General features: G+C 70.9%; 11 protein-coding genes. 3 read left to right on the top strand and 8 right to left on the bottom strand.

Translation table 11 applies throughout. The features are described from left to right. The first annotated feature begins 8 nt into the window (after positions 1-8). A complete protein-coding gene (locus tag HNQ70_RS17440; RefSeq protein ID WP_183970465.1) occupies positions 9-851 on the top strand; it encodes a symmetrical bis(5'-nucleosyl)-tetraphosphatase in 843 nt (280 codons plus the stop codon). A gap of 109 nt (positions 852-960) precedes the next feature. Continuing rightward, on the top strand, positions 961-1,203 hold the full coding sequence (locus HNQ70_RS17435; RefSeq protein ID WP_183970158.1) for a hypothetical protein: 243 nt from the start codon (positions 961-963) through the stop codon (positions 1,201-1,203). Positions 1,204-1,290: 87 nt separating this feature from the next. Here HNQ70_RS17435 and HNQ70_RS17430 read toward each other — a convergent pair whose 3' ends face one another. From HNQ70_RS17430 to HNQ70_RS17400, 7 genes are all read right to left on the bottom strand, one after another. Next, a complete protein-coding gene (locus HNQ70_RS17430) occupies positions 1,291-4,650 on the bottom strand; it encodes a Calx-beta domain-containing protein (protein WP_183970156.1) in 3,360 nt (1,119 codons plus the stop codon). 269 nt (positions 4,651-4,919) lie between these two features. Next, positions 4,920-5,735, bottom strand: a complete 816-nt coding sequence (locus tag HNQ70_RS17425; protein ID WP_183970154.1) for a 1-acyl-sn-glycerol-3-phosphate acyltransferase — start codon at positions 5,733-5,735, stop codon at positions 4,920-4,922. A 2-nt stretch (positions 5,736-5,737) separates the two neighbouring features. Then, on the bottom strand, positions 5,738-7,033 hold the full coding sequence (locus HNQ70_RS17420; protein WP_183970152.1) for a dihydroorotase: 1,296 nt from the start codon (positions 7,031-7,033) through the stop codon (positions 5,738-5,740). Positions 7,034-7,082: 49 nt separating this feature from the next. Next, a complete protein-coding gene (locus HNQ70_RS17415; protein WP_425504391.1) occupies positions 7,083-8,081 on the bottom strand; it encodes an aspartate carbamoyltransferase catalytic subunit in 999 nt (332 codons plus the stop codon). After that, positions 8,078-8,587, bottom strand: a complete 510-nt coding sequence (gene pyrR / locus HNQ70_RS17410) for a bifunctional pyr operon transcriptional regulator/uracil phosphoribosyltransferase PyrR (protein ID WP_183970147.1) — start codon at positions 8,585-8,587, stop codon at positions 8,078-8,080. Before pyrR ends, HNQ70_RS17415 begins: the two co-directional genes overlap by 4 nt. After that, positions 8,568-8,987: a Holliday junction resolvase RuvX gene (gene ruvX / locus HNQ70_RS17405; protein ID WP_183970145.1), complete on the bottom strand. Its 420-nt coding sequence runs from the start codon at positions 8,985-8,987 to the stop codon at positions 8,568-8,570. Before ruvX ends, pyrR begins: the two co-directional genes overlap by 20 nt. Positions 8,988-9,009: 22 nt before the next feature. Further along, complete coding sequence (locus HNQ70_RS17400; protein ID WP_425504390.1) at positions 9,010-9,582, bottom strand: YqgE/AlgH family protein; 573 nt, start codon at positions 9,580-9,582, stop codon at positions 9,010-9,012. A 121-nt stretch (positions 9,583-9,703) separates the two neighbouring features. Here HNQ70_RS17400 and HNQ70_RS17395 point away from each other — a divergent pair, with 121 nt between their 5' ends. After that, entirely contained in the window at positions 9,704-11,248 is a 1,545-nt protein-coding gene (locus HNQ70_RS17395; protein ID WP_183970142.1) for a cryptochrome/photolyase family protein, read from the top strand. On the opposite strand, the gene HNQ70_RS17390 is transcribed toward HNQ70_RS17395, so the two are convergent. Then, positions 11,221-12,489, bottom strand: coding sequence for an ATP-binding protein (locus tag HNQ70_RS17390; RefSeq protein ID WP_183970140.1), 1,269 nt, complete (start codon positions 12,487-12,489; stop codon positions 11,221-11,223). The genes HNQ70_RS17395 and HNQ70_RS17390 overlap by 28 nt on opposite strands. Between the last annotated feature and the right edge of the window lie 53 nt (positions 12,490-12,542).

Here is a 12,542-nt window from a genome sequence, read left to right as displayed (position 1 = left end):
ACGGCTGGATCGACGGCAAAGCGCCGGTGGCGATCGGCGACGTCCAGGGCTGCTTCGACTGCCTCGAGACGCTGGTCGCGCGCGTCGACGCCGCCGCCGGCCGCCCCGCGCGGCTCTGGCTCACCGGCGACCTGGTCAACCGCGGCCCGAAATCGCTGGAGACCCTGCGCTGGGCGATGGCGAACGAGGCGCGGCTGGTGACGGTGCTGGGCAACCACGACCTGCACCTGCTTGCGGTGGCGGCCGGCATCCGCCCGCCGCACCGGTCGGACACGCTGCAGGAGATCCTCGACGCGCCCGACGCGGAGGCGCTCATCGACTGGCTGCGCCGCCGCCCGCTCGCCCACCTGGAGAACGGTCACCTGATGGTGCACGCGGGCGTGCTGCCCCAGTGGAGCGGCGAGCGCACGCTGGAACTCGCCGCCGAGGTGCAGCAGGTGCTGGCCGGCCCGCGCTGGACCGGTTTCCTGCGCAAGATGTACGGCAACGAACCGGCACGCTGGGACGACGGGCTGCGCGGCGCGGACCGTCTGCGGGTGATCGTCAACGCGCTGACGCGGCTGCGCTTCTGCACGCCCGACGGCACGATGGACTTCCACACCAAGGAAGGCGCCGGCGGCGCGCCCCCCAGCCACCTGCCCTGGTTCGACGTGCCCGGCCGCGCCAGCGCCGGCCTCACGCTGGTGTTCGGCCACTGGTCGACGCTGGGCCTGGTGCTGCGCCCGGACCTGGTCGCGCTGGACACCGGCTGCGTCTGGGGCGGCGCGCTGACCGGCGTGCGGCTCGACGACCGCGAGGTGTTCAGCCTGGCCTGCCCGCAGGCGCAGAAGCCGGGGCAGAGGACGCGGTAGTCCGCCTCGGGCCACTGCCTGCCGTCCCTGCGCGGCGAGGGCACGGCGAGGATTTTTCTGGCATCGTCTCCGCATCAGATCATCATTGCACCAGACGAAGGCGCCTCGCATGAGAACCACACTGGACATCGACAACGAGGTGCTGGCTGCCGCCAAGGAGCTTGCGCGATGCGAACGCAAGACGGCAGGGCAGGTTCTCTCCGAACTGGCCCGCCGCGCACTGACCGGATCCGACATCGCGCACAAGGCGGAAGAGCCCGTTTCCGTCTACGGCTTCCGGCCCTTCGCCGCCCGCGGCCCCCTCGTCACGAACGATGCCATCGACCGCCTGCGGGACTCCGAAGGCGTCTGATGCGCGCACTTCTGGACGTGAACGTGCTGATCGCCCTGCTGGACCCGGCGCACGTCCATCAGCGGCGCGCGGCCGCGCTGCGCAGGCTCAGGCATCGAACAGCGCCACCCCGACCAGCGTCGCCAGCGCCGCATCGCTGGACACGTCGCTGAACTGGGTGACCGGATCGATCACCGCGCGCAAGGTGGCCAGGTCGGTGGTGCTCTGGTTCAGCACCTCGGTGTAGTACTTCGACACCTGGATCTGGTTGTGGAACTGCAGCGCGGTGCCACCCCAGATGGGGTCGTCGTACGGCTTGGCCCCCAGGTTGCCGAACACCTGGTGGATCATCTGCCCCACCGTCCAGCCGTAGTCCAGCGAGTCCCTGATCTGCGTCGCCGCCTCGGCTTTCGCCTGCGGGCTGGCACTGTCCTTGATAATGTTCTCGGCCAGCGCCACGCCCAGCTGCGCGTTGCTCAGCGTTGCGGGATAGACCTCGGTGAACTGCGACTTGCTGGTGAAGACGTCGACGATCTGCCGCACGCTCATGCCGAAGCGCGAGGCGTCGGCCAGCTGGTCCATGTAAGTGACGCCCGGCGCCGCGTCGAAGGCCACGATGAAGAAGTGCCAGAGCGCCTCGGGCAGGTCGGCGTAGCTGCCGTGCGGGCTCGACTCCACCGCCACGGTGCGGTCGGCGAACTGCAGGCGCTCGATGTTCACCGCGACGTCAGTGCCGGCGTTGCCGACGCGGTCGGCGACGATCCAGTCGCTGCCTGAGCGGCTCACCTGGTAATTGGCCGCGTTGCCGGTCCAGGCCGCGGTGTCGTTGCCGGCGCCGCCGTCGAGGCGATTGTTGCCGGCGTTGCCCATCAGCACGTTGTCCAGCGCGTTGCCGGCGCCGTTGAGGTTGGCGGTGCCGAGCAGCTGGAGCTGCTCTACGTTGTCGGGCAGCACGTAGCCGTTCAGCGCGGTGCGGATGGTGTCGGTGCCGCCGTTGACGGACTCGACGACGGCATCGGTGGCTGTGGCCACCTCGTAGACGTCATCGCTGATGCCGTGGCTGAGCGCCCGGAAACCGCTGTCGTCGTCGACGATGGTGATCGGCGTGTAGCGCTGGGCGATCGTGGCGTTGACCGGACTGTAGAGGTCGAGGTTGAAGACCTCGGTGGGCTCGGCCACGGTGTTATCCAGCAGCGCAATGGCGATCGTCCTGATCGTCTCGCCAGCGGCGAACACCAGCGTGCCAGTCTGGTACAGGTAGTCTGGCGTGGCCCCGGCATGCGAGGCGGTGCCGGCATCGAGCTGATAGCTGACCCGCACCTCGTTCGTCGACGGCGCATCGAGCTGCACCAGGATTCTGGCCAGTCCGTCGGCCTCGCTGACCACCATCGGCGAGGCGGTGATCATCGTCGCCGCCACCGGCGCCAGGTCGCTGCGGCCGATCAGCGCCTTGCCGTAGGGGTCGACCAGCGTCGCGCCGACTGCGTTTCCGAGCACCAGATGGAAGCTCTCGGCCAGCTCGGCGACGTTGTCGTCCAGCAGGCTGACGGTGACCTTCTGCACTGTCTGGCCCGGCACGAACCGAAGGGTTCCCGAAGCAGCCGCGTAGTCGTCCCCCTGGCGCGCGCTGCCGCCGCTGGTCGCGTAGTCGACCGTGACCAGGCTGGTCGAGGACTTGTCCAGCGTCACGAAGAAACTAACGGTCTGGGCCTGTTCGTCCGCGACCACGTCGCTGACCCGGACGCCGGGCGTGCCGGTGCTGCCATCGTTGTCCACGATGATCGCCGGCACGTAGCGCTGGGAGACGATCGCGTTGACCGGGCTGTACAGGTCCAGCCAGAACACCTCGCCGTTCTCGGCAGTGGTGTTGTCCAGTTGCGTGAACCGCACCGTCTTGGTCGTTTCGCCGGGCGCGAACGCCAGCACGCCGGTCTGGTACTGGTAGTCCGGCGTGGCGCCGGCGTGCGAAGCCGTGCCCGCGTCGGCCTGGTAGCTCACCCGCACCTCGTTGTTCGACGGCGCGCTCAACTGCACCACGAACTCGATGAAGGTGTCGGCCTCGCCCGCCGCCACGGGCTTGGCGGAGAGGTAGGGCGTGCTCACCGGCGCGTCGTCGCTGCGGCCGATCATGGCCAGCGCTTCCGATCGGCCCAGCGTGGCGCCCTGCGGCGCGGTGAGCACCAGCTTGAACTGCTCGTCCGGCTCGGCCAGGGCGTCATCGGTCAGGCGCACCGTGACGGTCTCCAGCGTCTCGCCCGGCGCGAATCGCAGCGTGCCCGCCGGCAGCGTGAAGTCCTGCCCGGCGGCGGCAGCGCCGTCGACCGCCTGGTAGCCAACGGTCACCGTTCCGGTGGACGGGCGGTCCAGCATGACGACGAAAGTGGCGGTGTGCGCGGTCTCGTCGATGACGATGTCGCCGACCGAAACCACCGGCGTGCCGGTCGGCTGGTCGTTGTCGGCGATCACGGCCGGGGTGAGGCGCTGCAGGACGACGCCGTTGACCGGGCTGTACAGGTCCAGCCAGAACACCTCGCTGCTCTCGGCTGTGGTGTTGTCCAGTTGCGTGAACCGCACCGTCTTGGTCGTTTCGCCGGGCGCGAACGCCAGCACGCCGGTCTGGTACTGGTAGTCCGGCGTGGCGCCCGCGTGCGAGGCCGTGCTGGCGTCGGTCTGGTAGCTGACCAGCACCTCGTTGCCCGACGGCGCGCTCAGCTGCACCACGAACTCGATGAAGGTGTCGCCCTCGCTTGCAGCCGCGGGCGTCGCGAAGATGTACGGGGTGCTGACCGGGGGGGTGTCGTTGCGACCGACGGTGGCCGTGGCGACGGGCTCCGCCAGGGTGGCGCCCACGGCGCCGCTCAGCTGCAACTGGAAGGACTCGTCGCGCTCGGGCAGCGCGTCGTCGTTCAGGTCGACCGTGACCGTGGCAACCCGGCTGCCGGCGGCGAAGCTCAGCGTGCCGGACTTCGCGACGAAGTCATCGCCGGCCGTGGCGCTGCCCGGCACGGTGGCGTACTGCACGCTGACACCGCCCGGCGAGGGCCGATCCAGCCAGACGAAGAAGCTGGCCTTGCCGGAGGACTCGTCCACGGTGACGTCGCCCACGGTGATCGCCGGCGCGCCGCCCAGGTTGCTGTCGTTGTCGTGGATGACGATGGGCGTGTAGCGCTGGGCGATCGTCGCGCTCACCGGGCTGTACAGGTCGAGCCAGAACACCTCGGTGGGCTCCACAGCCGTGCCGTCGAGCATGACGATGTCGATGAAGCGCTCGGTCTGGCCCGGAGCGAACACCAACGTGCCGGTCTGGTACTGGTAGTCCGGCGTCCCACCGGCGTACGAGGCGGTGCCCCCATCGACCTGGTAGCTGACCCGGACCTCGTTGACCGACGGCGCATCCAGGTACACGCGGACTGTAAGCGAAGGCGAACCTTCGTTGAAGGCAACCGGATCGGCGTGGATGTATGGCATGCGGAACCTCCTGGGGGGCTTGTACGACGAGGAGACGCTGACCGGACGCGCCAGGGAGGCGCAGGCGGAACCCGCCGCTGAAACGGGGGCGGACGCGCCGGGAGGGCGGGGGCGGGCGCGCGGAGGAAGGCAAAACCGAGGCGCCGGCAAGGCGCCATTTCCCTATTCTAGGGATGAGGCGGCAACTGAACATCCCCAAAATGGGGGACAGACCGCGAGTGCCGGCAGCGAGATCCAGCGAAGCCCAGGCACCGCGGCGCCGGGAAGAATCAGCCTGCGGCGGAGCGCAGCGCCCTGATCCGCTCCGGCATCGCATCCTCCAGCGGCACCCCCAGCCGCGCCGCGATCGCAGCGCGCGCCCGTTCCGCCACGTCGTGGCGCGACAGGCCGGCGTCGCCGGGGATCGGCGCCAGCGGGTGCACTTCGCAGCACAGGCCGCCCGCGCCCAGGATGCGCCACAGCGACTCGACGAAGTTCATGTCGCCGATGTAGTCGATCGCCTGGGTGCGCGCGCCGCCGGTGTCGACGTAGCGCACGCCCACCGGCACCACGTCGATGCGGGCCTCCACCGCGGCCTGCACGAGGTTGGCGTGAAAGGGCAGCAGGCAGCGCCCGTCACCGGTGGTGCCTTCGGGGAAGACCGCAACGCGGCCGCCGGCCTGCAGGTTGCGGTCGATGTGCTCGATCATCCGGTGCACTGCGCGACGCTTGCCGCGCTCGATGAACAGCGTGCCGGTGCGGGCGACCAGCGTGCCGATCAGCGGCCAGCGCGCGATCTCGGCCTTGGCCACGAAGGAGGCCGGGCACAGCGAGTTGATGGCGAAGATGTCCACCCAGGAGATATGGTTGGCCACCAGCATGCGCCCGCGCGGCAGCTCGCCCAGCGGCCGGGCTTCGGGGCCGGGCTGCTCGCGCAGCACCAGCCCGCAGCACCACAGCAGCGCCCGGGACCAGTGCCGGATGGCCGCGCGCCTGAAGCCCTCGCGGCTGAGCGGAAACAGCACGGTGACTGTGAACAGGCCGGCGAACAGCATGCCGACGACCATCGGCAGGCGCAGCGTGCGCCGCGCCGCAGCGCCGAGCACGTTCAGGCCGCGCCGGCGGGGGCGGCGCGCTCGTGCACGATGCGCCCGCCGACCAGCGTCATCCGCGCGCGCCCGGATACCTCGCGCCCCAGGTAGGGGGAATGCCGGCCCTGGCTGAGCAGGCCCTCGGCCTCGACCACCCAGTGCTCGCCGGGATCGAACAGGCAGAGGTCGGCCGGCGCGCCGACGGCCACGCGGCCGGCGTCCACGCCGAGGATGGCGGCGCTGGCGCTGCTCACCTTGGCCAGCGCCTGCGCCAGCGGGGTGCGGGTCTCGTCGGCCCACTTGAGTGTGAGCGGCAGCAGCAGCTCCAGTCCGGTGACGCCGGGCTCGGCCTCGCTGAAGGGCAGCAGCTTGGCGTCATCGTCCACCGGCGTGTGGTCGGAGCAGATCGCGTCGATGGTGCCGTCGGCCAGGCCGGCGCGGATCGCATCGCGGTCGCGCTGGCCGCGGAAGGGCGGCGAGACCCGGTAATGGCTGTCGAAGAAGCCGATGTCCAGGTCGATCAGGTGCAGGTGGTGGACCGCGACGTCGCAGCTGACCGGCAGGCCCTCGGCCTTGGCGGCGCGCACCAGCCCGATGCCCGCGGCCGACGAGAGCCGGCACAAGTGCACGCGGCAGCCGGTGGCGCGCACCAGCTCGATGAGGATGTGCAGCGCCACGGTCTCGGCGATCGCCGGAATGCCCGGCAGGCCCAGCCGCGCCGCCACCGCGCCGGCGTGCGCCACGCCGCCGCGCGCCAGGTGCGGGTCCTCGGGCTGCAGCCAGGCGGTGTAGCCGAAGGTGCGCGCGTACTGCAGCGCGCGCAGCAGGTTCTGGGTGTCGGTCATCATCTGGCCGGCCTGCGAGAAGCCCACGCAGCCCGCCTCGGCGAGCTCGGCCATCTCGGTCACCATCTCGCCCTTGAGGCCCACGGTGAGCGCGCCCAGCGGATAGAGCCGCGCGCCGTCCAGGCCGCGCGCACGGTGCTTGAGCATCTCCACCAGGCCGGGCTCGTCCAGCGGCGGGTCGGTGTCCGGCGGGCAGGACAGGCTGGTGATGCCGCCGGCCACCGCCGCCCGCATCTCGGACTCCAGCGTGGCCCGGTATTCGAAGCCGGGCTCGCGCAGCCGCGCGGCGAGGTCGACCAGGCCGGGCGCCACCACCAGGCCGCCGGCGTCGATCACGCGGTCCGGTGCAAAGCCGGCGGGAGCGTCGCCGATCGCGGCGATGACGCCGTCGGCCAGGTGGACGTCCGCCACGGTGTCCAGTCCGCTGGCGGGGTCGACGACCCGCCCCTTGACGATCGAAAGTCGCATGCGTCGCTTCGTTGCTAGAGTGTTCTGGAGGGGGCCGCGGCGCGGCGCCTCAGTTGGCGCCGAGGATGCTCATCACGGCCATCCGCACCGCGATGCCGAAGGTGACCTGGTCGAGGATCACCGACTGCGGGCCGTCCGCCACCTGGGACTCGATCTCCACGCCCCGGTTCATCGGCCCCGGGTGCATCACGATTGCGTCGGGTTTCGCCAGCGCCAGCTTCTCGCGGGTGAGGCCGTACTGCTTGAAGTACTCCTGCGCCGAGGGCAGCAGCGCGCCGCGCATCCGCTCGTTCTGCAGGCGCAGCATGATGATCACGTCGACGTCCTTCAGCCCCTCGCGCATGTCCGTGAACACGCGCACACCCATCTGCTCCACGCCCGCGGGCAGCAGCGTCAGCGGCCCGATCACGCGAACCTCGGGCACGCCCAGCGTGGTCAGCCCATGGATGTCCGAGCGCGCCACCCGCGAATGCAGCACGTCGCCGACGATGGCCACGCGCAGCTGCGTGAAGTCCTTCTTGAAGTGACGGATCGTGTACATGTCGAGCAGCCCCTGCGTGGGGTGCGCATGGCGCCCGTCGCCGGCGTTGATCACGTGCACGTGCGGGCCGTGATGGCGGTCCAGGTGCTCGGCGATCAGGAAGGGTGCGCCGCTGGCCGCATGGCGCACCACGAACATGTCCGCGTGCATCGCGGCCAGGTTGTCGACGGTGTCGAGCAGCGACTCGCCCTTGGATGCGGACGAGGTGTTGATGTTCAGGTTCAGCACGTCCGCCGACAGCCGCTTGGCGGCGATCTCGAAGGTGGTTCGGGTGCGGGTCGAGTTCTCGAAGAACAGGTTGAACACCGACTTGCCGCGCAGCAGCGGCACCTTCTTCACTTCCCGCTCGGCCACGCCGACGAAGCTCTCTGCGGTGTCCAGGATGTGCTGGACGGTGGCGCGCGGCAGGCCTTCGATGGTGAGCAGGTGCTTCAGCTCGCCGTTGGCGTTCAGTTGCGGATGGCGCATTCGGGGCTCGGTGCGGGGTTCCGGGGGCTGCGCGCTCAGTCGACGCGCAGCGACAGGCGGGCGTCGTCGGCCCGGGTCAGGACGAAGTTGCGATCGTGCGGCAGCGGATGCACCGCGCCGCAGTAGCGCGCCTCGATGGGCAGCTCGCGCCCGCCCCGGTCGAGCAGCACCGCGAGCTCGACGCGCGCGGGGCGGCCGAAGTCGAACAGCTCGTTCAACGCGGCGCGCACCGTGCGGCCGGTGAACAGGATGTCGTCGACCAGCACGATGTCGGCGCCGCCGATCTCGAAGGGCAGCTCGGTGCTCTTCATCTCGGCGGGCAGGCCGCGCCGATGGCCGTAGTCGTCGCGATGGAAGGCGGACGACAGCGTGCCCAGCGGCGTGGGCAGGGCGAGGTCGCGGTGCAGGCGCTCGGCGATCCAGGCGCCGCCGCTGTGGATTCCGATCAGGTGGACGCCGCGCTGCGGCGCCGCGTCCAGCGCGCGGCGGATCGCGTCGCGCAGCGAGGCGTAAATGGCCTCGGCGTCAAGCTTGGCTTCGTTCATCGAAGTATTGTCGCAGGATTATCGCGGCGGCCTCGGCGTCGTCCGGCTCGCCGCGCGCCAGCCCCTGCTGCGCCTCGAGCGTGCTCCAGCGCTCGTCGACGAAGTCGACCGGCAGCCGGAAGCGGCCGTGCAGCTGGCGCGCGAAGCGCTCGCAGCGGGCCACCGAAGCGGCCAGCGCGGGTTCGGCGCCGTCGACCGTGCCGTCACCCGGACGGCCCACCACCAGGCGCTGCGGCAGCCATTCCTCGATCAGCTTGCCGATCCGCGCGAAACGCCGGTCGTTCACCGGTTCTTCGATCAGCGCCAGCGGTCGCGCGGAGCCGATCAGCGCATTGCCGACCGCCACGCCGATGCGGCGCTCGCCGAAGTCGAAGCAGAGCACGGTCTCGTCGCGGGTCATCGCCCTGCCCCTTCGCGGCGGATCAGGCGTGGCCCGCTTCGGAGGAAAGGAAGGCGGGGTCGATGCCCAGCAGCGCGAAGGCGCGCGCCAGCCGCTTGTCGACCGGGACGTCGAACAGCAGCTGCGCGTCGGCCGGGGCGGTGAGCCAGGCGTTGTGCGCGATCTCGTCCTCGAGCTGGCCGGGGCCCCAGCCGGCGTAGCCCAGCGTCACCAGCAGCTGCTCCGGGCCGGTGCCGGCGGCGACCGCCTCGAGCACGTCCTTGGACGAGGTGAGCGCCACCTCGTCGGTGACCCGCAGCGAGGACGACCAGTTGCCCACCGGCCGGTGCAGCACGAAGCCGCGGTCGGTCTGCACCGGGCCGCCGAACAGGACCGGCGAAGCGCCGATGTCGGTGCCCGCCAGGCTGAGCTCTATTCGCTCGAAGAGCGCGCCGAGGTCGAGGTCCATCGGGCGATTGATCAGCAGGCCCAGCGCGCCCTTCTCGCTGTGGTCGGCGATGTAGACGACGCTGCCGTGGAAATTGGGATCGGCCATGCCAGGCATGGCCACCAGGAAGTGATTCTTGAGGTCGGAGGCGAGCTCGGGCTGCATCAGGATCTTGGGCACGGGCCGCGGGAGAGGGGCGTCGCCGGAATGGACGCCCGTTGACCGATTGTAAAGACCGCCGCCCCCCCGCACAATTCGGCCCCTCCCCGTTCACATCCAGGCCCCCGCCATGCCTTCCCGCCCATCCAGGATCCTCGTCTGGTTCCGCCGCGACCTGCGCAGTCAGGATCACGCGGCACTGGCGGCCGCGCTCGGCGAGGGCGCGCAGGTCTGGTGCGCCTTCGTCTTCGACCGCGACATCCTCGATGCGCTGCCTTCGCGCGCCGACCGGCGCGTCGAGTTCATCCACGACAGCCTCGCCGAGCTGGACGCGACGCTGCGCGCCAACGGCGGCGGGCTGATCGTGAGGCACGGCCGCGCATGCGACGAGATTCCCCGCCTCGCGGCGACGCTGGGGGTCGGCGCCGTCTACGCCAACCGCGACTACGAACCCGCCGCCGTGGCACGCGACGCCGCCGTGGCGCAGGCGCTGCGCGCCGACGGACGCGACTGGCGCGACTTCAAGGACCAGGTGGTGTTCGAGCGCGGCGAGGTGCTCACCGGCGCGGGCACCCCGTTCTCGGTCTTCACCCCCTACAAGGCGGCGTGGATGAAGCGGCTGGCCGACGCCGACTTGGCCGAGCGCGCCACGGGGCTGCAGGGGCCCGCGCCCGGCGCGCCCGCGGCGGAGCGGAACGCGCGCGCTGCGCAATCGGCCCCCGGTGCAGAGCGGCCCGCCGCCGGCAGGCTCGCCCCGCCGCCCCCGGGCCACGAGCTCCCCGCGCTCGAGTCGCTCGGCTTCGAACGCACCAACCTGCGCACCCACGGCATCCCCACCGGCGAATCCGGCGCGCAGCGGCTGTTCGACGAGTTCAGCGACCGCATCGGCGCCTACCGCGAAGCGCGCGACTACCCCGCGGTGCGCGGGCCGTCCTACCTGTCGGTGCACCTGCGCTTCGGCACGGTGTCGGTGCGAGGGCTGGCGCGCTTCGCGCTGCAGGCGATGCGCGCCGACCCCGCCGCCTCGGAGGGCGCAGCCACCTGGCTCTCGGAGCTCATTTGGCGCGAGTTCTACTTCCAGGTGCTGCACCACCATCCGCGGGTGGCCGAGGGCGCGGCGTTCCGGCCCGAGTACGACCGCATCGCCTGGGAGACCGGCGAGCACGCCGACCGACTGTTTGCCGCCTGGTGCGCGGGCGCCACCGGCTACCCGCTGGTGGACGCCGCGATGCTGCAGCTGGCGCACAGCGGCTACATGCACAACCGGCTGCGGATGGTCACCGCATCCTTCCTGGCGAAAGACCTGGGCGTGGACTGGCGCCGCGGCGAGGCCTGGTTCGCGGCCCACCTCAACGACTTCGACCTGGCCGCCAACAACGGCGGCTGGCAGTGGGCCGCATCCACCGGCTGCGACGCCCAGCCCTGGTTCAGGATCTTCAACCCGGTGACGCAGTCGCGACGCTTCGACCCCGAGGGGCGTTTCATCCGCCGCTACCTGCCGCAGCTCTCCGAGCTTCCCGACAAGCACATCCATGCGCCCTGGCTGGCGCCCGCCGCGGTGCTGCAGCAGGCGGGCCTGCGCCTGGGCACGCACTATCCGCGGCCGGTGGTGGACCACGATGTCGCGCGCAAGGCGACGCTGGCGCGCTACGGAGTGCTCAAGGGCGAGGGCTGACCGGGGGGCGCTGCCCACCACATCGACAGCGGCACCGCGAACAGGTCGGCGGCGAAGGGAACCAGCTCACGTCCGCAATAGAGGACGATGCCGCGCGAGAACGAGGGCTCCGACTCCTTCAGGTGGCGCAGGCCCTTGAAGTCCCGCCCGTCCACCGTGGCGCTCGCCTTCACTTCGATGCCCACCAGCCGGGCGCCTGAGCGGGACTCGAGGATGAAGTCCACTTCGTTGCCGCCCTGCGTGCGGTAGTGCGACAGCCCGAGCCCGCGGGAAGAGAACGCGAGGTGCTTGCGCAGCTCGTCCAGCACGAAGGTCTCGACCAGCGCACCCGGCAGGCCGGGCATGGCGTCCAGGCTGCTGGCGGAGAGCTCGCGCAGATGGGCCAGCAGCCCGGTGTCGCGCACGAAGACCTTGGGCGCCTTCACCAGACGCTTGCCCGGGTTGCGGTCCCAGGCCGGCAGGCGCTCGACCAGGAAGAGCATCTCGAGCAGCGCGAAGTAGCGCTTGAGGGTGCTCTGCGGCAGGCCGACGCCGCGGGACACTTCCGCGAAATTCAGCAGGCCGGCGCTGCGCTCGGCGAGCAGCTGCAGCAGTTCCGGCAGCTCGGTCAGCTGCTCGATGCTGGCGAGCTCGCGCACGTCGCGCTGCAGGATGGCCTGCAGGTAGTTCTCGAACCAGGCACCGCGCCGCGCTGGCGAAGCGCGCGCAAGCGCCTCGGGAAAACCGCCCGCCAGCAGCCGCCCGGACAGCGCCGCCCGGTCGCAGGGCGGCATGGGCAGGTCGCCGAGCTTGCCGTCGAACAGCCAGTCCGCGCGATTGAATCCGGGGTGGCCGGCGAGCTCGGCGCTGGAGAGCGGCAGCAGCGACAGCACCTCCATTCGCCCGGCGAGCGAATCCGCCACCGCAGGCAGCAGCATGACGTTGGCCGAACCCGTGAGAAGGAAACGGCCGGGCTGGCGATCACGGTCGACGGCGGCCTTCAGCTCGAGGAATATCCCGGGGGCGCGCTGGACCTCGTCGATCACGACGGGCCCGCCAAGACCGGCGACGAAGCCGGCAGGGTCTCCCCGGGCGGCAGCGAGCATCACCCGGTCGTCCAGCGTCAGGTAGCGCATCCCTCGCGCGGCGGCGGCGGCCGCAACGAGAGTGCTCTTGCCGGTCTGGCGCGCACCGTTGACGAGCACGACGGGGGTATCGGACAGCGCCGCATCGAGCTGCGGCTGCAGGTGGCGCGGATACATTCCTGGATTCTAATGGTTGAAAATCCACCATTCAATGGTTGATTTTCAACCAC

The sequence above is a fragment of the Quisquiliibacterium transsilvanicum genome, assembly GCF_014202215.1.
In the GTDB taxonomy this organism is placed as follows: Bacteria; Pseudomonadota; Gammaproteobacteria; order Burkholderiales; family Burkholderiaceae_E; genus Quisquiliibacterium; species Quisquiliibacterium transsilvanicum.
The sequence above is the reverse complement of the archived record's forward strand: the minus strand, read 5'-3'. Positions and strand labels throughout refer to the sequence as shown.

Coding starts and splice junctions, on each gene's coding strand:
- HNQ70_RS17420 (WP_183970152.1), bottom strand. CDS start 7,033: ATGCGACTTTCGATCGTCAAGGGGCGGGTCGTCGACCCCGCCAGCGGA.
- HNQ70_RS17430 (WP_183970156.1), bottom strand. CDS start 4,650: ATGCCATACATCCACGCCGATCCGGTTGCCTTCAACGAAGGTTCGCCT.
- ruvX (WP_183970145.1), bottom strand. CDS start 8,987: ATGACCCGCGACGAGACCGTGCTCTGCTTCGACTTCGGCGAGCGCCGC.
- HNQ70_RS17435 (WP_183970158.1), top strand. CDS start 961: ATGAGAACCACACTGGACATCGACAACGAGGTGCTGGCTGCCGCCAAG.
- HNQ70_RS17395 (WP_183970142.1), top strand. CDS start 9,704: ATGCCTTCCCGCCCATCCAGGATCCTCGTCTGGTTCCGCCGCGACCTG.
- HNQ70_RS17390 (WP_183970140.1), bottom strand. CDS start 12,489: ATGTATCCGCGCCACCTGCAGCCGCAGCTCGATGCGGCGCTGTCCGAT.
- pyrR (WP_183970147.1), bottom strand. CDS start 8,587: ATGAACGAAGCCAAGCTTGACGCCGAGGCCATTTACGCCTCGCTGCGC.